Annotated in this window: 14 protein-coding genes and 1 other RNA gene; 10 read left to right on the top strand and 5 right to left on the bottom strand. The window is 62.7% G+C overall.

Translation table 11 applies throughout. The features are described from left to right. The first annotated feature begins 370 nt into the window (after positions 1-370). On the top strand, positions 371-724 hold the full coding sequence (gene uraH, locus ABFA30_RS16945; RefSeq protein ID WP_225789908.1) for a hydroxyisourate hydrolase: 354 nt from the start codon (positions 371-373) through the stop codon (positions 722-724). 470 nt (positions 725-1,194) lie between these two features. Here the strand turns inward: uraH and ABFA30_RS16940 are convergent, their stop codons facing one another. Then, the gene (locus ABFA30_RS16940; RefSeq protein ID WP_410045707.1) at positions 1,195-2,544 is read right to left on the bottom strand and encodes an NCS2 family permease; all 1,350 of its coding nucleotides are present in this window, start codon (positions 2,542-2,544) and stop codon (positions 1,195-1,197) included. A 357-nt stretch (positions 2,545-2,901) separates the two neighbouring features. On the opposite strand from ABFA30_RS16940, the gene ABFA30_RS16935 reads away from it, so the two are divergent. Then, complete coding sequence (locus tag ABFA30_RS16935; RefSeq protein ID WP_225789907.1) at positions 2,902-3,660, top strand: GntR family transcriptional regulator; 759 nt, start codon at positions 2,902-2,904, stop codon at positions 3,658-3,660. A 144-nt stretch (positions 3,661-3,804) separates the two neighbouring features. Then, positions 3,805-4,509: an aquaporin Z gene (gene aqpZ, locus ABFA30_RS16930; RefSeq protein WP_225789906.1), complete on the top strand. Its 705-nt coding sequence runs from the start codon at positions 3,805-3,807 to the stop codon at positions 4,507-4,509. Positions 4,510-4,560: 51 nt separating this feature from the next. Here aqpZ and guaD read toward each other — a convergent pair whose 3' ends face one another. From guaD to xdhA, 4 genes are all read right to left on the bottom strand, one after another. Next, the gene (gene guaD / locus ABFA30_RS16925; RefSeq protein WP_225789905.1) at positions 4,561-5,865 is read right to left on the bottom strand and encodes a guanine deaminase; all 1,305 of its coding nucleotides are present in this window, start codon (positions 5,863-5,865) and stop codon (positions 4,561-4,563) included. A 10-nt stretch (positions 5,866-5,875) separates the two neighbouring features. Next, positions 5,876-6,721 carry a xanthine dehydrogenase accessory protein XdhC gene (xdhC, locus tag ABFA30_RS16920; RefSeq protein ID WP_225789904.1) on the bottom strand — a complete coding sequence of 282 codons (846 nt, stop codon included), beginning with the start codon at positions 6,719-6,721 and terminating at the stop codon, positions 5,876-5,878. Between the two features lie 74 nt (positions 6,722-6,795). Then, a complete protein-coding gene (xdhB, locus tag ABFA30_RS16915) occupies positions 6,796-9,195 on the bottom strand; it encodes a xanthine dehydrogenase molybdopterin binding subunit (RefSeq protein ID WP_225789903.1) in 2,400 nt (799 codons plus the stop codon). Next, positions 9,188-10,642, bottom strand: coding sequence for a xanthine dehydrogenase small subunit (gene xdhA, locus ABFA30_RS16910; protein ID WP_225789902.1), 1,455 nt, complete (start codon positions 10,640-10,642; stop codon positions 9,188-9,190). The genes xdhB and xdhA overlap by 8 nt, the downstream gene beginning before the upstream one ends. 269 nt (positions 10,643-10,911) lie before the next feature. On the opposite strand from xdhA, the gene ABFA30_RS16905 reads away from it, so the two are divergent. The 7 genes from ABFA30_RS16905 (at position 10,912) to ABFA30_RS16875 (ending at position 21,475) form a co-directional block, all read left to right on the top strand. Then, positions 10,912-11,571 (top strand): GntR family transcriptional regulator, encoded by a 660-nt coding sequence (locus tag ABFA30_RS16905; RefSeq protein ID WP_225789901.1) that lies wholly within the window; start codon positions 10,912-10,914, stop codon positions 11,569-11,571. A gap of 3 nt (positions 11,572-11,574) precedes the next feature. After that, positions 11,575-15,063, top strand: coding sequence for a chromosome segregation protein SMC (gene smc, locus ABFA30_RS16900; protein WP_410045706.1), 3,489 nt, complete (start codon positions 11,575-11,577; stop codon positions 15,061-15,063). Positions 15,064-15,267: 204 nt separating this feature from the next. Beyond that, the gene (gene zipA, locus ABFA30_RS16895) at positions 15,268-16,140 is read left to right on the top strand and encodes a cell division protein ZipA (RefSeq protein WP_225789899.1); all 873 of its coding nucleotides are present in this window, start codon (positions 15,268-15,270) and stop codon (positions 16,138-16,140) included. 269 nt (positions 16,141-16,409) lie between these two features. Then, positions 16,410-18,740: an NAD-dependent DNA ligase LigA gene (gene ligA, locus ABFA30_RS16890; protein WP_253167911.1), complete on the top strand. Its 2,331-nt coding sequence runs from the start codon at positions 16,410-16,412 to the stop codon at positions 18,738-18,740. A 121-nt stretch (positions 18,741-18,861) separates the two neighbouring features. Beyond that, an RNA gene (gene ffs, locus ABFA30_RS16885) (signal recognition particle sRNA small type) lies at positions 18,862-18,958 on the top strand. A gap of 244 nt (positions 18,959-19,202) precedes the next feature. Beyond that, entirely contained in the window at positions 19,203-20,687 is a 1,485-nt protein-coding gene (locus ABFA30_RS16880; protein WP_410045705.1) for a hypothetical protein, read from the top strand. 110 nt (positions 20,688-20,797) lie between these two features. Beyond that, positions 20,798-21,475 carry a DUF2971 domain-containing protein gene (locus tag ABFA30_RS16875; protein ID WP_410045704.1) on the top strand — a complete coding sequence of 226 codons (678 nt, stop codon included), beginning with the start codon at positions 20,798-20,800 and terminating at the stop codon, positions 21,473-21,475. The last annotated feature ends 9 nt before the right edge of the window (positions 21,476-21,484 follow it).

The raw sequence follows: 21,484 nt of genomic DNA, 5'->3' as shown, positions 1-21,484 counted from the left end.
TTAGTGCGGGTGGTGGGCGGGCCGCGTCGGGATGTCGCACTCACCGGATGAGGTGATTGTATACAACTTCTGAATCCTTTTGTAAGCCCGTTTTTCCGCATTTCTTCCCATTTGTCGGTTGGAAATACGTTGCAAGAAACCTGCCTGATCGGTCAGCTAATGACGCCGACGTCGGCACAGAGCCTGTCTTTGCGACTGATGGGCTCTGTTGTGGGGAGGGAAGGCGCGCGCTGGAGGAGGGTGATAGAAAATTGTGTACAATTTATCGAGAAAATGTCTTAATGGCGTTACTCCCGCACACCACAGGCCCCTGGGCGTGGTGCTAGCCGTGTATTTTTTGCCCACAGATTGAACAAGAGGCGACAAGCAAATGGGACGTTTGACCACACACGTACTGGATGCCGCTCACGGCTGCCCGGGCAGCTCGATCAAGGTCGAGCTGTACCGTGTCGAAGGCCAGCAACTGGAGCTGGTGAACACTGCCCTGACCAACAGCGATGGCCGCGTCGACGCGCCGCTGTTGCAGGGTGACGACTACCGTACCGGCGTGTACCAGCTGCAGTTCAGCGCTGGCGATTACTACCGTGCTCGCGGTGTGAAGCTGCCGGAGCCGGCCTTCCTGGATGTCGTGGTGCTGCGCTTTGGCATCGACGAGCAGCAGGAGCACTACCATGTACCGCTGTTGATCTCGCCTTACAGTTACTCGACCTATCGTGGAAGCTAGTTGGTCGCTAGAAGAATCTTCGTAGGTCCTTGGCCCGCTCTCACACTGGCGGGCTTTTTTTCGTCTGGAATTTGGGGCTTGCAGCCTGTTCGACGGGGGCATTCCACGTGTGTTGCCAGGGTTGGCCTTCGCGGCGATTCGGCGCGCTGATAAGCCTGCAAACCACCTCGCCTGCGATCGACTTGCAAGCCTGTTCGGTCCCCTGGGCTGCACTGTCGCACCATGAACAGTTCGGCTGGCAGGGTTTCTGGGAGCAGCTTGTCCGCGGATAGGTCAAAGAATGCAGGGGCCGCTGCGCGCCCCTTTCCGACCGGTACGGCGCCCCGGCAAGGCCGCTCCCACAGGCATTGCGCTGTTCGGTCATTCAGCGCAATGCCTGTGGGAGCGGCCTTGTGTCGCGAAAGGGCTGCAAATGCAGCCCCAGGCGACTTCAGGTAGAAAGGGGTAAACGAATGCCCACCCCCTGGCAATCAAAGAAACACGAACTTGGCAATGAAGATCGCGCACAGCACCCACAGGCTGGCCGAGATTTCCTTGTACTTGCCGGTCCCCGCCTTGAGCGCCACGTAGCTGATGAAGCCCAGGGCGATGCCGTCGGCCACCGAGAAGGTCAGCGGCATCATGATTACCGTGACGATCGCCGGAATGCTGTCGGTGGCTTCGTCCCAGTGGATGTGCGCCATGCTGCCCATCATCAGCATGGCCACGTAGATCAGCGCACCGGCGGTGGCATAGGCCGGGATCATGCCGGCCAGCGGGGCGAAGAACATGGCGGCGACGAACAGCAGGCCGACCACCACGGCGGTCAGGCCGGTGCGACCACCGGCGGCGACGCCCGCAGCACTCTCGACGTAGCTGGTCACTGGCGGTACGCCTACCACGGCACCGAACACGCTCGAGGAACTGTCTGCCTTCAACGCCCGCGACAGGTTCTCGATACGCCCGTCCGGCGCCACCAGGTTTGCCCGTTGCGCCACGCCCATCAGGGTGCCGGCGGTATCGAACATGTGCACGAACAGGAACGCCAGCACCACGCTGATCATGCTGACGTTGAACACGCCAGCCACGTCCATCGCCATCCAGGTCGGCGCCAGGCTCGGCGGCATCGACATGACCCCGCCAAACTTCACCAGCCCCAGACCCCAACCGGCCAGGGTGACACCGATGATGCTGATCAGGATCGCGCCGAACACGCGCTTGTAGCTGAGGATGGCGATCGACAGGAAGCACAGCGCCGCCAGCAGTGGGCCTGGCTCATGCAGCGAGCCGAGCTTGATCAGGGTGGCCGGGCTGTCGACGATGATACCCGCGGTCTTGAGGCCGATCAGTCCGAGAAACAATCCGACGCCGGCCCCCATCGCATGCCGCAGGCTCACCGGGATGCTGTTGAGCAGCCACTCGCGCACCCTCGACAAGGTCAGGAACATGAACAGCACGCCGGAGACGAATACCGCACCCAGCGCCGCCTCCCAGGTGTAGCCCATGGTGGCGACCACGGTATAGGTGAAGAAGGCGTTGAGCCCCATGCCCGGTGCCAGGCCCACCGGCCAGTTGGCGTACAGGCCCATCAGCAGGCAACCGAGGGCGGCGGAGATGCAGGTGGCGACGAATGCCGCACCGTGGTCGATGCCGGCGTCGGCCATGATGTTGGGGTTGACGAAGATGATGTAGGCCATGGTGATGAAGGTGGTCACCCCGGCGATCAGCTCGGTCCTGACGGTGCTGCCATGTTGCTTGAGTTTGAAAATCCGCTCCAGCCAGCTCGTTTCGAGCGGTGGGGCGAGATCCAGCGTAGGGGCGTCGGATTTGCGGCTTTCCACAGCGAGTACTCCTCAAGTCTTTCTTGTTGTTCTGGAGCCTTGGTCCTGCGTCGTGCACTTGGCGGCTCCGCGAGGGGGATTGGCAGACGTCTGACCGGTTTGTTGACTCTCGGGTCAAGAAGTCGCTCGGTGGATTATGCTTTTGTGTACAAATAATGCAAATAATGTTTTATCTTTTGTTCGCACGATCTGGCGCACAGTGGCTATATAGGCAAAGGCCACCTGCAGAAATCGATATGCCTGTGTACAATAGGCCGATACCTTGATCTCTTATTTTTCTTTCCAGGACTTGCCAGCCACCCTCTGACAGGTATTACAGTCAAGGTCCGACTGGCGGATCCCCGTGCTCGAGTGCCCATGAACGAACAGCTGCAACCTCTGAAGAAACCTGCGCGCAACGGCAAGGCCGGCCGCAGCGGTACCCAGGACGACATCGTCTACGCCCATGTTTTCGATGCCATCCTCGAGCAGCGTCTGGCGCCGGGCACCAAGTTGAGCGAGGAAGCGTTGGGCGAGATCTTCGGCGTCAGCCGCACCATCATCCGTCGCGCCTTGTCGCGCCTGGCCCATGAAAGCGTGGTGCTGCTGCGACCCAACCGGGGCGCGGTGGTGGCCAGCCCGACGGTGGAGGAGGCGCGCCAGGTGTTCTTCTCCCGGCGCATGGTCGAACGCGCCATCACCGAACTGGCGGTGCAGCACGCCACTGCCGAGCAATTGAACGAACTGCGCCAGATGGTCCGCGAGGAGCGCGACAGTTTCTCCCGTGGCGATCGGGGTGCCGGGATTCGCCTCTCTGGCGAATTCCACCTCAAGCTGGCCGAGGCGGCCGGCAACGCGCCGCTGATCAGCTTCCAGCGCAGCCTGGTGTCGCAGACCTCGCTGATCATCGCCCAGTACGAGAGCGGCAACCGCTCGCACTGTTCCTACGACGAGCACATGCAGTTGATCGACGCCATCGAGGCCCGTGACCTGGACCAGGCGGTGAGCCTGATGATGCACCACATGGACCATATCGACAGCAAGCTGAACCTGGACGAGGAGAGCGCCTCGGACGACCTGCATGCGGTGTTCTCGCACCTGCTGCAGAAAAAGCCCAAGGTGTCGGCCAAGGGTTGATCGTTTGCCTGGGCTGGCGCATTGGGGCCGCTGATAGCCAACCTACTGGCCCTTGGCCAAGGCTCTGCTAGATTCATTTCTGCAAACCTTCATCGAGCAGTTGGGCTTGCGCCTGTGTCGCATCAACTACTTGAGGAAGGATCCATGACTATTTCTCTGGGTAAGCGCATGGGTGCCGAGCTGGTCGGCACCTTCTGGCTGGTCCTGGGTGGCTGCGGCAGTGCCGTGCTGGCTGCCAGCTTTCCCACCGGCATTGGTGTGCTCGGTGTCGCCTTGGCATTCGGCCTCACGGTCCTGACCATGGCCTTCGCCATCGGCCATATCTCCGGTTGTCATCTCAACCCCGCGGTGTCGCTGGGGCTGGTGGTGGGCGGGCGGTTTCCGGCCAAGGAGCTGCTGCCATACATCGTCGCCCAGGTGATCGGCGCGATCCTGGCGGCGGCGGTGATCTATTTCATCGCCAGCGGCAAGGCCGGCTTCGAGCTGTCGTCGGGGCTTGCTTCCAATGGCTATGCCGAGCATTCGCCGGGCGGCTACTCGCTGGCGGCGGGGTTCACCAGCGAGGTGGTGATGACCGCGATGTTCCTGGTGATCATCATGGGGGCCACCGATTCGCGGGCGCCGGCGGGTTTCGCGCCGATTGCCATCGGCCTGGCCCTGACCCTCATCCACCTGATCTCCATCCCGGTGACCAATACCTCGGTGAACCCGGCGCGTAGCACTGGGCCGGCGCTGTTCGTCGGTGGCTGGGCGCTGCAGCAGCTGTGGTTGTTCTGGCTGGCGCCGCTGATTGGCGCGGCGATCGGTGGGGCCCTGTACCGAGGGCTTGCGCCAGCACCTGATCGTTGAGGGCCTAGCGGCAGAGGGGCGCGCGAAGCGCCCCCAAAGGGCACGCGACCCTTAGCGCTGGTGCACGCAGCGCCCTGCCGCGTAGGTCTGGCGCACGGTGCGGTCGTCGCCCAGGGTGGTGAGCACGAACAGGGTTTCCTCGATGCTGCTGGACTGCTGGATACGGTAGTCCAGCAGCGGCGTGGCCTTGTAGTCGAGCACCACGAAGTCGGCATCCAGGCCCGGGCGCAGGCTGCCGATGCGATCGTCCAGGCGCAGCGCGCGGGCGCCGCCGAGGGTGGCCAGGTACAGGGACTTGTACGGGTGCAGGCGCGCGCCTTGCAGCTGCATGACCTTGTACGCCTCGTTCAGGGTATTGAGCAACGAGAAGCTGGTGCCAGCGCCGACGTCGGTGCCCAGGCCCACGTTGACCTTGAAGCGCTCGGCCTGGGGCAGGTTGAACAGGCCGCTGCCGAGGAACAGGTTGGAGGTCGGGCAGAAGGCCACGGCCGAGCCGGTCTCGGCCAGGCGCTGGCACTCTTCGTCGCACAGGTGCACGCCATGGGCGAACACCGAGCGCTCGCCGAGCAGTTGGTAGTGGTCGTAGACGTCCAGGTAGCCCTTCTGCTCCGGGAACAACGCCTTGACCCAGTCGATCTCCTTGAGGTTCTCGGACAAGTGGGTGTGCAGGTAGAGGCCTGGGTATTCCTTGAGCAACTGGCCCGCCAGAGCCAACTGTTCCGGGGTGCTGGTCGGGGCGAAGCGCGGGGTCACCGCATAGTGCAGGCGGCCCTTGCCGTGCCAGCGTTCGATCAGCGCCTTGCTCTGGGTATAGCTCGACTCGGCGGTATCGGTCAGGTAGTCGGGGGCATTGCGGTCCATCATCACCTTGCCGGCGATCATGCGCAGGTCGAGGCGCTCGGCTTCCTCGAACAAGGCATTGACCGACTCGGGGTGTACGCTGCCGAACACCAGGGCGGTGGTGGTGCCGTTGCGCAGCAGTTCCTTGAGGAAGATCTTCGCCACCTTGTCGGCGTGATCCTTGTCGGCGAACTGCTTCTCGCAGGGGAAGGTGTAGGTGTTCAGCCAGTCCAGCAACTGCTCGCCGTAGGAGCCGATCATGCCGGTCTGCGGGAAGTGGATGTGGGTGTCGATGAAGCCCGGGGTGATCAGGGCATCGCGGTGGTGCACCACCTCGATGCCGGCCTCCAGGGTCGGCAGCAGTTCGCTGGCATGGCCGATGGCACTGATACGGCCATCGTCGACCACCAGCAGGCCGTCTTCGAAATATTCGTGGGAAGCGTCGAGGCCCACCTCGGCCGGGTCGTCGATGCTGTGCAGGATGGCGGCTCGGTAGGCTTTGCGGGTTGCGCTCATGGCAGTCTCGTCAAATGGCTTGGCTGCGCCGGGAGGGCGGCAGCAACTGGGCAATGGGGCCTGAATTGGCGGCAGCGTCGTGCTGGCCGAAGCAGGCGTTGTAGGTGGCAATGATTTCCGCGGCGATGGACACGGCGATCTCGATCGGCAGCTTGCCCTTGACCTCGGCCAGGCCCATCGGGCAGCGCATGCGCGCCACCACGGCGTCGTCGTAGCCGCGCTCGCGCAGGCGGTGCTCGAACTTGACCCGCTTGGTCTTCGAGCCGATCAGGCCGAACCAGGTGAAGTCGTTGCGCTTGAGGATGGCCGCGGTCAGTTCCAGGTCGAGCTGGTGGTTGTGGGTCATGACGATGCAGTAGCAGCCTGCGGGCAGCTCGGCGACTTCGTCGACCGGTTCCTCGCTGACGACCTTGGTCACCCCGGCGGGGATGCTCTCGGGGAATTCCTGCTCGCGCGAATCGATCCAGCGCACCCGGCAGGGCAGCGCGGCGAGCAAGGGTACCAGAGCGCGGCCGACATGGCCCGCGCCGAACACGGCGATCTGCGCCTGCACCGCAGCCATGGGCTCGAACAGCAGCACGGTGACGCCGCCGCAGCACTGGCCGAGGCTCGCGCCCAGGCTGAAGCGCTCCAGGTGGGGCGTGCCGCGTTGTTCCTGGAGCATCTGCCGGGCGATGTGCAGGGCCTTGTACTCCAGGTGGCCGCCGCCGATGGTGTCGTACAGGCCGGTGGCACTGACCACCATCTTCGAGCCGGCGTTGCGCGGGGTGGAGCCGCGCTCCTCGATGATGGTCACCAGGACGCAGGGTTCGCCGCGGGCTTGATGGTCGGCGAGGGCGTTGATCCATTGGTGCATGATGCAACCTCTCTAAGTTGCGCCGCGGACCCTGTGGGAGCGGGCTTGCCCACTCCCACAGGGTTTCTTCGCTGTCAGTGGGTGACGGTTTCCAGTTCCTGTTCGACAGATTGCCGCTGGGCCACCGCCTTGCGCATCTGCTCGCAGCCCCACAGCACCCGCTCTGGTGTTGCCGGGGCATCGATGTCCGGTTGCACGCGGTAGTCGGCGATGCTCGCCACCGCATCCTTGAGCGCGCACCAGGCGGCGATGCCGAGCATGAATGGCGGCTCGCCCACGGCCTTGGAGTGGAACACCGTGTCCTCGGGGTTCTTGCGGTTCTCCACCAGCTTGACCCGCAGGTCCAGGGGCATGTCGGCCACGGCCGGGATCTTGTAGCTGGCCGGGCCGTTGGTCATCAGCTTGCCCTTGGCGTTCCACACCAGCTCCTCGGTGGTCAGCCAGCCCATGCCCTGGATGAAGCCACCTTCCACCTGGCCGATGTCGATGGCCGGGTTCAGCGAGTCGCCGACGTCGTGCAGGATGTCGGCGCGCAGCATGCGGTATTCGCCGGTCAGGGTGTCGACGATCACCTCGACGCAGGCGGCGCCGAAGGCGAAGTAGTAGAACGGCCGGCCGCGTGCCTGGTCGCGGTCATAGTAGATCTTCGGCGTGCGGTAGAAGCCGGTGCTCGACAGCGACACCTGGGCGAAATAGGCCTGCTGCACCAGGGTCTCGAAGCTGATGATTTCGTCGCGCACGCGCACATGGCCGTTGCGGAACTCCACATCCTCCTCGGTGACCTTGTAGTGGCGGGCGGCGAATTCGGTCAGGCGCTTCTTGAGAATCTCGGCGGCGTTCTGCGCCGCCTTGCCGTTGAGGTCGGCGCCGCTGGAGGCCGCGGTCGGCGAGGTGTTGGGCACTTTGTCGGTGTTGGTGGCGGTGATCTGGATGCGCCCGAAGTCGACCTGGAACACCTGCGCCACCACTTGGGCGACCTTGGTGTTCAAGCCCTGGCCCATCTCGGTGCCACCGTGGTTCAGGTGGATGCTGCCGTCGGTGTAGATATGGATCAGCGCACCGGCCTGGTTGAGGAAGGTAGCGGTGAACGAAATGCCGAACTTGACCGGGGTCAGCGCCAGGCCCTTCTTGAGCACCGGGCTGTGTTCGTTGAAACGCCGGATCGATTCGCGGCGCTCGGCATAGTCGGCGCTGGCCTCGAGTTCGGCGGTCATTTCCTCGAGCATGTTGTGTTCGACGGTCTGGTAGTAGTGGGTGACGTTGCGCTCGGTCTTGCCGTAGTAGTTGGCCTTGCGCACTGCCAGCGGGTCGAGGGCCAGGTGGCGGGCGATGTGGTCCATCACCTGCTCGATGGCGACCATGCCCTGGGGGCCGCCGAAGCCGCGGTAGGCGGTGTTGGAGGCGGTGTTGGTCTTGCAGCGGTGGCCGTGCACCGTGGCGTCGCCCAGGTAGTAGGCGTTGTCGGAATGGAACATGGCGCGGTCGACGATCGAGCCGGAGAGGTCCGGCGAATAACCGCAGTTGCCGGCCAGGTCCAGGTTGATGCCATGCAGGCGGCCCTGGTCGTCGAAGCCCACGTCGTATTCGACGTAGAACGGGTGACGCTTGCCGGTCATGGTCATGTCTTCCATGCGCGGCAGGCGCATCTTGGTCGGCTGGCCGGTCAGGCGGGCGATCACCGCGCACAGGCAGGCGGGGCTGGCGGCTTGGGTCTCCTTGCCACCGAAGCCGCCGCCCATGCGGCGCATGTCGACGACGATCTTGTTCATCGGCACGTCCAGCACCTCGGCGACCAGCTTCTGCACCTCGGTGGGGTTCTGGGTCGAGCAGTAGACGATCATGCCGCCATCCTCGGTGGGCATCACCGAAGAGATCTGCGTCTCCAGGTAGAAGTGCTCCTGGCCACCGATGTGCAGGGTGCCTTGCAGGCGGTGCGGGGCGCTGGCCAGCGCCGTGCTCGAATCACCGCGCCGGTGGGTGTGGCTGTCGAGCACGAAGTGCTGCTTGCGAAACGCCTCGACCACGTCCAGCACAGGCTCCAGGTCCTCGTACTCGACGATCGCCGCCATCGCTGCGCGGCGTGCGGTGTCGAGGTCGCGGGCGGCCACGGCGAGCACCGGTTGGCCGAAGAACTCGACCTTGTCGATGGCCAGCAGCGGGTCGCCGGCGACCACCGGGCCGATGTCCTTCAGGCCCGGGATGTCCTCGTGGGTGATGGCGATGCGCACGCCCTCGAAGGCATAGCAGGGCGTGGTGTCGATGCGCAGGATGCGTGCATGGGCGCGGTCGGAGGTGCGCGCATAGACGTGCAACTGGTTGGGGAATTCCAGGCGGTCATCGATGTACACCGCTTCACCGGACACATGCTTGTCGGCGCTGTCGTGCTTGACGCTACGGCCGACACCGGTGGTCAGGCCCTGGCGGAACAGTTCGGCCATCTCGGCCTGGCTCTTGGCTGCGTGATGGTTAGACATATGCGGTCACCCGGGTCTCGATGTACGGCGTTTGCAGTTCGATGAAATACTTGCGCAGCAGGTTCTGCGCGGTCAGCAGGCGGTATTCCTTGCTGGCGCGAAAATCCGTGAGCGGGGTGAAGTCTTCGGCCAGGGCCTGGCAGGCACGCTCGACGCTCGCCTGGTTCCACGGCTTGCCGAGCAGCGCGGCCTCGCAGGCACGGGCGCGCTTGGGGATCGCCGCCATGCCGCCGAAGGCGATCCGTGCACCGCTGACCACGCCGTCCTCGATGCGCAGGTTGAACGCCGCGCACACCGCCGAGATGTCGTCGTCCAGGCGCTTGGACACTTTGTAGGCGCGGAACGTCCAGTCGCTGCTGGCGCGCGGCACGATGACCTTCTCGATGAACTCGCTGTCCTGGCGCGCGGTGATGCGGTAGTCGATGAAGTAGTCCTCCAGCGCCAGCACGCGCTGGTTCTCGCCCTGGCGCAGGACGATCTGCGTATCCAGGGCGATCAGCAGGGGTGGCGAGTCGCCGATCGGCGAGGCGTTGCCGATGTTCCCGCCCAGGGTGCCCTGGTTGCGGATCTGCAGCGAGGCGAAGCGGTGCAGCAGGGCACCGAAGTCGGGGTATTCCTCGTTGAGCGCGGTGTAGCAGTCGGTCAGCGGGGTGGCGGCACCGATTTCCAGGTGGGTCGCGGTCTTGTCGATACGCTTGAGCTCGGCCACGCCACCGACGTAGATCATCACCGGCAAGGTCTTGTGGAACTGGGTGACCTCCAGGGCCAGGTCGGTACCGCCAGCCAGCAGGCGTGCCTCGGGATGGGAGCTGTACAGCTCGGCCAGGTCGGCCACGGTCAGCGGCACCAGGCAGCGCTTGTCGCCGCTGTTGAGCTCGCCGGTCTCGCTTGGGGCGATGGCCTTGAGGCGGGCGATGGTTTGGGCCTGCTGTTCGTCGAACTGGTCGCGGCAGGGGCGGGCGCAGCTCTGTTCGGCGGCGGCGAGGATCGGCCGGTAGCCGGTGCAGCGGCACAGGTTGCCGGCCAGGGCTTCCTGGGCATGGTGCAGGTCGTGGCCGTCGCTGTTCTTCTGCAGGGCGAACAGCGACATGACGAAGCCGGGGGTGCAGAAGCCGCACTGGGAGCCATGGCAGTCGGCCATGGCCTGCTGCACGCTGTGCAGCTCGCCCTTGTGCTTGAGGCCTTCGACGCTGATCAGTTGCTTGCCGTGCAGCGACGAGACGAAGGTCAGGCACGAGTTGAGGCTGCGGTAGCGCAGGGTGTCGCGGCCCTGGTCGTCCTGGGCCAGCTCGCCCACCACCACGGTACAGGCGCCGCAGTCGCCGCTGGCGCAGCCTTCCTTGGTGCCGGGTTTGCCCAGGTGCTCACGCAAGTACTGCAGCACCGTCATGTTCGGGTCCAGGGCGTGCTCACTCTGCAGCTCCTGGTTGACGAGAAACTGGATCACGGGGAAGGCCTCGCAATGGTTTTATTGTTGTTCGGACGGACTCTAAGCAACGCTTGACCTCTTGGTCAATATTTTTCTGACTCAAAGGTCAAGAAATTATCTGTGTCCTTGCCCGGCCGCACACACTGCCTCTCTTGCAAGCATAGTTCGCGCCGACTTGCCGGTCGCTGCGCAGGTCGAATAAAGCGCCACGTTGCGCTGCGCGAGCGGTGGGCAAGTGCGCTACAATCGCGCCCTTGTGCCCAGTTCAAAGAGTTTGAAGGAAAACCATGACGTTCAAGGCGCCGGACAGCCTCTCCGAGCAGATTGCCCACTACCTGGCCGAACGGATCATCCGCGGTGAGCTCGCGCCGGGCGAGCGCATCCAGGAGCAGAAGGTCACCCAGGCACTGAACGTCAGCCGCGGCTCGGTGCGCGAGGCATTGCTGATCCTCGAACGTCGCCATCTGGTCGCGATCCTGCCGCGTCGTGGCGCCCATGTGACCGAACTGGACGAGCGCAGCGTGCGCAGCCTGTGCACCCTGATGGGCGAGTTCTACATCCTGTTGGGCAACGCGGTGGCGCAGAACTGGCGCAGTGAAACCGACCTGCAGCCCTTCCTGGCGATCCAGCAACGCCTGCAGCAGGCCCATGCCGACCAGGACATCAAGACCTTCGTCGCCGACAGCTTCGCGGTGATGCGCGCGGCCTATCCGTTCGCCGACAACCCTTACCTGCAGGAAACCGTGGAGAACCTGCAACCGGCCATGAGCCGTGCCTACTACCTGGCCCTGGACCAGCGCCAGGCCAACATGGACGACTACCTCGAACTGTTCGCCCGCCTGCTCGAAGCCGTGGTCGCCCGCGACCTGCCGCGCATCCGCGAGGTGCTCGTCGCCTATTGCCAGCGCAGTTGCGAACTGGTGCTGGCGGCCTTGGCGCGGACCTGACCGATGCGCCTGAAGTGCATTCGCCTGGCCGGGTTCAAGTCGTTCGTCGACCCGACCACGGTCAACTTCCCCAGCAACATGGCCGCAGTGGTGGGGCCTAACGGCTGCGGCAAGTCCAACATCATCGACGCGGTGCGCTGGGTGATGGGCGAGAGTTCGGCCAAGAACCTGCGCGGCGAGTCGATGACCGATGTCATCTTCAACGGCTCCACCAGCCGCAAGCCGGTGAGCCAGGCCAGCATCGAACTGGTGTTCGACAACAGCGAAACCACCCTGGTCGGCGAATACGCCGCCTACGCCGAGATCTCCATCCGCCGCAAGGTCACCCGCGACGGGCAGAACACCTATTACCTCAACGGCACCAAGTGCCGGCGCCGCGACATCACCGACATCTTCCTCGGTACCGGCCTCGGCCCGCGCAGCTACTCGATCATCGAGCAGGGCATGATCTCCAAGCTGATCGAGGCCAAGCCCGAGGAGCTGCGCAACTTCATCGAGGAGGCGGCGGGCATCTCCAAGTACAAGGAGCGCCGCCGCGAGACCGAGAACCGTATCCGCCGTACCCAGGAGAACTTGGCGCGCCTGACCGACCTGCGCGAGGAACTCGAGCGCCAGCTCGAGCGCCTGCACCGCCAGGCCCAGGCGGCCGAGAAGTACCGCGAGTACAAGGCCCATGAGCGCCAGCTCAAGGCGCGCCTGTCGGCCCTGCGCTGGCGTGACCTGGACGAGCGCGTGCGCCAGCGCGAGACGATCATCGGCGACCAGGAAGTGGCCTTCGAGGCCCTGGTGGCCGAACAGCGCAACGCCGATGCCAGAATCGAGCGCCTGCGTGACGGGCACCATGAGCTGTCCGAGCGCTTCAACCAGGTACAAGGGCGCTTCTACTCGGTGGCTGGCGACATCGCCCGGGTCGAGCAGAGCATCCAGCATGGTCAGCAGCGCCTGCGCCAGTTGCAGGACGACCTCAAGGAAGCCGAGCGCACGCGTCTTGAGACCGAGTCGCATCTGGGCCATGACCGAACCTTGCTGGCCACCCTGGGCGAGGAGCTGGCCATGCTCGAGCCCGAGCAGGAACTGACCCTGGCCGCCGCCGAGGAAGCCGCGGCGGCCCTGGAGGAAGCCGAGCTGGGCATGCACGGCTGGCAGGAGCAGTGGGACGGCTTCAACACCCGTTCGGCCGAGCCGCGGCGCCAGGCCGAGGTGCAACAGGCGCGCCTGCAGCAGCTCGAGTCCAGCCTGGAGCGCCTGGCCGAGCGCCAGCGCAAGCTGGGCGAGGAGCGTGACCAGCTCGGCGCCGACCCGCAGGATGCCGCCATGCTGGAGCTGGCGGAGCAGGTGGCCAGCAGCGACCTGCTGCTCGAGGAGCTGCAGCTTGCCGAACAGGCGGTGCTCGAGCGTCTCGAAGCGGTGCGCGAACAGCTGCAGCAGGCCGGCGAGGCCCACCAGCAACAGCAGGGCGAGCTGCAACGCCTGGGGGGGCGCCTGGCCTCCCTGGAGGCGCTGCAGCAGGCCGCCCTGGAGCCCGCTGCCGGCGCCGCCGACTGGCTGCGTGGGCAGGGCCTGGAGCAGCGTCCACGCCTGGCCGAGGGGTTGCGGGTCGAGCCGGGTTGGGAACTGGCGGTGGAAACCGTGCTCGGTGCCGACCTGCAGGCGGTGCTGGTGGAGGATTTCTCCCGCCTCGATTTCACCGCCCTGGAGCAAGGCGAGCTGCGCCTGCTGCTGGCGGGCGAAGAGGGCGCGCGGTGGCCGGGCAGCCTGCTGGACAAGGTCGAGGGGCGCACCGACCTGGCGCCCTGGCTTGGCCAGGTCAGGCCGGTGGACAGCCTGGAGCAGGCCTTGGCGCTGCGCGAGCAGTTGAGCGACGGCCAGAGCCTGGTCAGCCGCGACGGCTACTGGGTCGGCCGGCATTTCCTGCGGGTGAGCCGGGGGGGCGAGTCCGAGGGGGGCGTCCTGGCCCGAGGTCAGGAAATCGAGCGCCTGGGCCAGGAACAACTGGAACTGGCCGCGCAGTTGGAGCAGCACGAGCAGCAACTCCAGGCGCTGCGCGGGCAGCAGCGCGACCTGGAGGCGCAGCGTGAGCAACTGCGCCAGCGCAGCCAGGACGAAAACCGCCGGCAGGGTGAGCTCAAGGCACGGCTGTCGGCTGGCCGCGCCCGCGCCGAGCAACTGGAACTGCGCCGTCGTCGGCTCCAGGAAGAATTGGCCGAGCTGCTGGAGCAGCGCGCCCTGGAGCACGAGCAGTTGGGCGAAGCGCGCCTGCTGTTGCAGGAGTCCTTGGAGCTGATGGCCCAGGACACCGAGCAGCGCGAACAACTGCTGGCCCGTCGCGATCGCTTGCGCGAGGGCCTCGACCGCATCCGCCAGGAGGCCCGACAGCACAAGGATCACGCCCACCAGTTGGCCGTGCGCCTGGGCTCGCTGCGGGCCCAGCACGACTCCACGCGCCAGGCCCTGGAGCGCCTGGAGTTGCAGGCTGCGCGCCTGAGCGAGCGCCAGGAACAGTTGAGCCTGAACCTGGAAGAGGGCGAAGCGCCGCTGGAGGAGCTGCGCCTGAAGCTGGAGGAGCTGTTGGAGCGGCGCATGAGCGTCGACGAGGAAATGCGCCAGGCCCGCCTGCACATGGACGAGGCCGACCGCGAACTGCGCGACGCCGAGCGCCGCCGCACCCAGGCCGAGCAGCAGGCCCAGCTGCTGCGTGGCCAGCTGGAGCAGTCGCGCCTGGAGTCCCAGGGCCTGGACGTACGCCGCAAGACGCTGCAGGAGCAACTGCTGGCCGATGGCTACGATCTGCAGGGCGTGCTCGCCACGCTCGAGCCCGAGGCCAGCGAGCAGGGCACCGAACAGGAGCTGGAACAGCTCGAGGGGCGCATCCAGCGTCTGGGCGCGATCAACCTGGCGGCCATCGAGGAATATCAGCAGCAGTCCGAGCGCAAGCGCTACCTGGACGCCCAGGACGCCGACCTGGTGGAGGCCCTGGAGACGCTGGAGAACGTCATCCGCAAGATCGACAAGGAAACCCGCAACCGCTTCAAGGATACCTTTGATCAGATAAATGCCGGATTACAGGCACTTTTTCCAAAAGTTTTCGGTGGCGGCAGTGCTTATCTGGAACTGACGGGCGAAGATTTACTCGATACAGGGGTGACGATCATGGCGCGCCCGCCGGGCAAGAAGAACAGCACCATCCACCTGTTGTCCGGTGGCGAGAAGGCGTTGACCGCCCTGGCGCTGGTGTTCGCCATCTTCAAGCTGAACCCGGCACCGTTCTGCATGCTCGACGAGGTCGATGCGCCGCTGGACGATGCCAACGTCGGGCGTTACGCCAGGTTGGTCAAGGAAATGAGCGAGAGTGTGCAGTTCATCTACATCACCCATAACAAGATCGCCATGGAAATGGCCGATCAACTGATGGGGGTGACCATGCACGAACCGGGCTGTTCACGTCTTGTTGCAGTTGATGTGGAGGAGGCACTGGCCATGGTCGACGCCTGATGAGCGAAGATAGGGCAGGATTAGTGGGTAAATGCCCCTGACATGTGCGAGAGACGGTGTAAAGTTGTCTTTGGTCGTGCTAGCTTAATGTCACTTGTTTTTTGCGTGGGTAAAACGCCTGTCAGAACATAGAGTTGGCGCCACGTGTTAAAGGGCTTTGAAGCCTTTGTTTTCAAGCATATTTTTATAGAGGCACGGGATTACATGGAAATCGGTCTGCGCGAGTGGCTGATCGTCATCGGCATCATTGTCATCGCCGGTATTCTTTTCGACGGCTGGCGCCGCATGCGCGGCGGCAAGGGCAAGTTGAAGTTCCGCCTGGATCGCAGCTATTCGAACCTGCCGGACGACGAGGGCGGCGCCGAGGTGCTCGGCCCTGCGCGTGTCCTCGACACCCATAAGGAGCCTGAGCTGGACGAAAGCGACCTGCCGTCGCTCAGTGCCCCGGCGCGCGAGCGCGAACCCAAGCCGGCCAAGGCCGCCAAGCGTGGCAAGCGCGGTGATCCACAGCAGGGCGACCTGAACCTGGCCGCCGAGCCCCGTGAGCCCGACCTGTTCGCCGATGCCGACGACGACTACGCCGCCGACAGCAATCGCAACAATGGCTTCGCCACCGGCAACAACGCCGCCAAGGAGCTGCCGCCGGTCGAGGAAGTGCTGGTGATCAGCGTCATCTCCCGCGACGAGGGCGGTTTCAAGGGCCCGGCCCTGCTGCAGAACATCCTCGAGAGCGGCCTGCGTTTCGGCGAGATGGACATCTTCCACCGCCACGAGAGCATGGCTGGCCACGGCGAGGTGCTGTTCTCCATGGCCAACGCGGTCAAGCCCGGCGTGTTCGACCTGGACGACATCGACCACTTCAGCACCCGCGCGGTGAGCTTCTTCCTCGGCCTGCCCGGTCCGCGTCACCCGAAGCAGGCCTTCGACGTGATGGTCGCCGCCGCGCGCAAGCTGGCCCACGAGCTCAACGGCGAGCTTAAGGACGACCAGCGCAGCGTGCTGACCGCCCAGACCATCGAGCACTACCGCCAGCGCATCGTCGAGTTCGAGCGCCGCGCACTGACCCAGAAGCGTTGAGGTACCCCAGCGGGCAGGCCCGGCCTCGATCCTGTCCGCCCTGATACAAACGCAAGAGCAGCCCTGGGGCTGGATGTCGTTCACTCGGGGCTGCTTCACAGCCCATCGCAAGGCCGCTGCCACAGGTCATGACGCGTTTCCCTAGAGCGGCGTTGAATCTGTGGCAGCGGCCTTGTGTCGCGATGGGGCGCGAAGCGGCCCGCAGGCGCAGGCCTGACGTGAACGTCATCGTCCCTTGGCTGCTCTTTCGCTTTGCAAGAGAAGATGAAATGAACGCCGAAAACCGAATCCACGAATTGCGTGCCGAACTCGACCAGCACAATTACCGCTACTACGTGCTGGACGAGCCGAGCGTACCCGACGCCGAATACGATCGTCTGTTCAATGAACTCAAGGCCCTGGAGGCCGAGTATCCGCACCTGGTCACGCCGGACTCCCCGACCCAGCGTGTCGGCGGTGCGGCGCTGGCAGCCTTCAGCCAGGTGCGCCACGAGATCCCCATGCTCAGCCTGGGCAACGCCTTCGAGGAAACCGACCTGCGCGAGTTCGATCGCCGGGTGGTCGAAGGCCTCGACCAGGCCGATGCGGTCGACTACAGCTGCGAACCCAAGCTCGACGGCCTGGCGGTGAGCCTGCTGTACCGCGACGGCCAGCTGGTGCAGGGCGCCACCCGTGGCGACGGCAGCACCGGCGAGGACATCAGCGCCAACGTGCGCACCGTGCGCAACATCCCGCTCCGGCTGCAGGGCAGCGGCTGGCCTGCGGTGCTGGAGGTGCGGGGCGAGGTGTACATGAGCAAGGCCGGCTTCGATCGGCTCAATGCCGCCCAGGCCGAGAGCGGCGGCAAGACCTTCGCCAACCCGCGCAACGCCGCCGCCGGCAGCCTGCGCCAGTTGGACCCGAGGATCACCGCCAGCCGCCCGCTGGAGTTCTGCTGCTATGGACTGGGCCAGGTGTCCGAGGACATCGCCGACAGCCATATCGGCATCCTCGAGCAGCTCAAGGCCTGGGGGCTGCCCATCAGCCGCGAACTCAAGCATGCCGCCGGCGTCGAGCAGTGCCTGGCCTACTACCGCGACATCGGCGCCCGGCGCAACGAGCTGCCCTACGAGATCGACGGCGTGGTGTTCAAGGTCAACAGCCTGGCCGCCCAGCGCGAGCTGGGTTTCCGTGCCCGTGAGCCGCGCTGGGCCATCGCCCACAAGTTCCCGGCCATGGAAGAGCTCACCGAGGTGCTCGACGTCGAATTCCAGGTCGGTCGCACGGGCGCAGTCACGCCTGTGGCGCGCCTGAAGCCGGTCAAGGTGGCCGGTGTCACCGTCTCCAACGCCACCCTGCACAACATGGACGAGATCGCCCGCCTGGGCTTGATGATCGGCGACACCGTGATCATCCGTCGTGCCGGTGACGTGATTCCCCAGGTCATGCAGGTGGTGCCCGAACGCCGCCCCGAGGATGCCCGCCCGGTGCAGGTGCCCAGCCAGTGCCCGGTGTGCGGTTCGCAGGTCGAGCGCACCCAGCTGGTCAAGCGCAGCAAGGGCCGGGAAACCACCAGCGAAGGCGCGGTGTATCGTTGCGTCGGCCGCCTGGCCTGTGCCGCCCAGCTCAAGCAGGCGATCATCCACTATGTGTCGCGCCGCGCCATGGACATCGACGGCCTGGGTGAGAAGAGCGTCGAGCAACTGGTGGACGAAGGTCTGGTCCGCTCGCCGGCCGACCTGTACCGCCTGACCTTCGAGCAGGTGGTCGCCCTGGAAGGCTTCGCCGAGGTGTCCAGCAACAAGTTGCTGGCGGCCATCGAGGCGAGCAAGCGCCCGAGCCTCGCACGCTTCATCTATGCCTTGGGCATCCCCGACGTGGGCGAGGAAACCGCCAAGGTGCTGGCTCGCTCCCTGGGCAGCCTGGCACGGGTGCGGCAGGCCCTGCCGCAGGTGCTGACCTACCTGCCGGACATCGGCCTGGAGGTCGCCTACGAGATCCGCAACTTCTTCGAAGACGCCCACAACCGCGAGGTCATCGAGCAACTGCTCGCCAGCGGCCTGCACCTGCAGGACGAAGGCGACCTGGCCGCCGAGTTCGCTGCCAGCACCACCCTGGCCGGAATGATCGCCAAGCTCGACATCCCCTCGGTCGGCCCGACCGGTGCCGAGAAGCTGGTGGACAAGCTCGGCACGCTGGACAAGATCATCGCGGCCGACGGCATCGACCTGCGCCAGGCGTTGAACACCAAGCAGGCCGACGCCGTGCGCGAGTTCTTCAAGGCCGAGGCCAACCAACGGCTGGCCCGCGACATCGAGGCGCAACTGCAGGCCTTCGGCATGCACTGGGCCAGCGAGAAGAAGGCCGCCGAAGGGCTGCCCCTGGCCGGGCAGACCTGGGTGCTGACCGGCACCCTGGAGCGCATGAGCCGCGACATCGCCAAGGACAAGCTGGAGAGCCTGGGGGCCAAGGTCGCCGGTTCCGTGTCGGGCAAGACCCACTGCGTGGTCGCCGGCCCCGGTGCCGGTTCCAAGCTGGCCAAGGCCAACGAACTGGGGGTCAAGGTGCTGGACGAGGACGCATTCGTCGCGTTTCTCGACGGGCACGGCATCGCCGTGTGACTGGGCGGTGGGGCAAGTTATTGAGAAATGATGGTTTTTTCTTGAGCCAGCGCTTGTAACTTCGCCCCAGACCGGTACAATGGCGCGGCTCGTCGCTTGACGAGCCGCGTCGTGGTGGCCCCATCGGTCCCCCCGCAACGATCAGCCGTGAACCCGGTCAGGCCTGGAAGGGAGCAGCCGCAGCGGTGACATCGTGTGCCGGGGTGTGGCTGGTGGGGCCGCCTCCATTCTGCAAGTCCTTAATTCTAAAGGGCTTTTCTCGCTCAAAATCTCGAAGTGTGACAGCGTTTAGGTACACCTAAGTGGTGCACCATAAGCGGCATGTTATCTCGTGCTCACGCTTTATCCAATTGTCTCTCCGCTCCTGACCAGCATTTCAGTGCGACGCTGACGCATGCGGGGCTCGATCTCGCCGTCTATTTTATGCATCTCACCAAGTAAGTCGCTTGGGGTGATGGCAAAATGACCTTCGTCCCGGTATTGTTAGGTCTTGGTTTAACAGTTATCGAGGGAATGATGAGATTTTCTGAGCACTTCAAACTTGGGTTGACGCAGCCCTACTTAGATTTTGTCGATATTCGTTTGGATACTGACGTTCCTGTTTTCTTGGAACCAACTGCAATAAAGTCTTTAAGTAGTCTATGGGGTAATGAATTATCATCACTCCTCCAGACTTTCTTTGAAGAAGTACTGACTTTAATTCGCTCTGGAAGTAATGATAAAGCACAAAGACTGCTTTCATCACTGAGTGAACGGAATGAATTCCATTTGGGCTACTCGGCACATGAATCTCGAGGGCATGGATTTGGTAGTGGGTCGGCTAAGAGCGTCTGGGGAGCTCTCAGTCAAAGCGATGCTGTAAGAACCGGTCTACTGAGAGACCTTGAAGACACTGCATTGCTCATTCCGGGTATAGGAACTGACATGATATCTGATGCAGTGTGCAATATTTTGCGTGGACCACTTATTAAGTATACGCAAGATATGTGTTATTTTTACGGTGTTCCTTTAACTCCTGATGTTGATTCTGGCCCTATATGGAATGCGGAGGTGGGGAAATGGGAAACAGCTCTCGTTCCTTTGCCAATTACACCTTACGGAAAGGTGATTTTGGTTCCTAAGCTTCTAGTTCGTCAGCGTCTTAGTTATCGGTTTGATGAGTATTACCGAAATTTTTTGTTACCTCAAATGCAGCAGGAGCACTTAAGTGCAAGGTCAAGTCTTGTAGAAGTTTTGAGTGATGGTAGGGAGCGAGTTACTAAAAAGGCGCTGATGGAAAAGTATGGGCGTGATAAATTGGCAGCTGTACGAGAGACTCAGTTGCGTCCTAGGGTTCTAGATGAGTATAGGGAGTACAAAGAAAGTAACGTATCTTCACCTTTGTCTCATGAACAGCTTTCAGAGGTGGAGGGAGTAGAGCTTCCTGATCTTGACGCTCTGTTGCTTGAAATGAAAGCTTTGGCTCCGGGAAGAAATGATGCGGATGCTTACGAAAAAATAATCGAAAAAATCTTCTCGGTTATTTTCTACCCTTCCCTTTGTAACCCTAAGAAACAGGCTATTTTGCACCAGGGGCGGAAACGAGTTGACATCACATATAGCAATGAAGCAAAGAGTGGTTTTTTTGCATGGCTGTCTCTTCATTATTGTGCTCCATTGATATTCATTGAGTGTAAGAACTACGGGAAGGAAATTGGTAATCCTGAGATCGATCAACTTTCTTCTAGATTTGGGCCGAGTAGAGGGCAAGTTGGTATTCTGGTATGCCGGTCTATCGAAGATAGGGAACTTTTGTTGGAGAGGTGCAAGGATACTGCCAAGGATAGGCGGGGTTATATGCTTGTCTTGGAGGATAAGGATATCGAAGCGCTGGTGAGAACGTATAATGATGATCGTGATAATGTTTTTGAGAGCTTTAGGCAGCAGTGGAATAATTTGATTAATTGATTTTTATGTTGTCTCCGATAGTCTGCGAGTGGTGGGTGGTGCAGCTTCGAATTGTCTTGCTGGAATTATATGGGTGCTAATATTTGGGGGTGTGAAGTGCGAGGTATGGCATGGTAAAGATTTCAGAGAATAAATACTTGTATCGTATTATGAGGTTTGACCACGCTGTGCAGGTTTTAAAAGGGACACTTTTTTTCTCACATCCGTCTCAGTGGGAGGACCCTTATGAAACGCATGTAAAACATAGTTACGACCATGCGATTTTTGCTCAGTGCTGGACTACAGCCAGTATGTCGGATGCAATGTGGAGAATCTACTCCCCTAATTTTCTTGGTGTTCGTCTTCGCACTAGAGTAGGTAAGCTAACTCAAGCTATGCAAGCCTACACTGCGAACAATAAAGGTTTCAAAAGGCGCTTGGAAAAGGTCAGGTACCTAGGTCAAGCGGATTATAAAAAAGAAACTGTACAGCTAGAGTCTCTCATGACTGACAGTGATTTCAGTAGTCCGTCTCTTGGTGCTGATTTACTGTGCATTAAAAGGTCGGCTTTTGAGCACGAAAGTGAAGTGCGGGCAATCTTATTTAATTCGAATGCAGAGAGAAAAGAAGGCGGTGTGCTGAAAGGAATTGCAGTTGATTTCGATGGTATTGATCTGATTGACTCCATATTGTTTGATCCTAGGGCTCCAGATGAAATTTGTCACGCCATGCGACACTATCTTAAAGAGGTTTTAAAGTTTCCGGGGGCGGTTAGAAAGTCGAAACTTTATACTGTGAAGCCCCGTTGAGCGAGGTCC

The sequence above is a fragment of the Pseudomonas sp. HLMP genome (genome assembly GCF_046365545.1).
Classification (GTDB): Bacteria; Pseudomonadota; Gammaproteobacteria; order Pseudomonadales; family Pseudomonadaceae; genus Aquipseudomonas; species Aquipseudomonas guariconensis_B.
The sequence above is the reverse complement of the archived record's forward strand: the minus strand, read 5'-3'. Positions and strand labels throughout refer to the sequence as shown.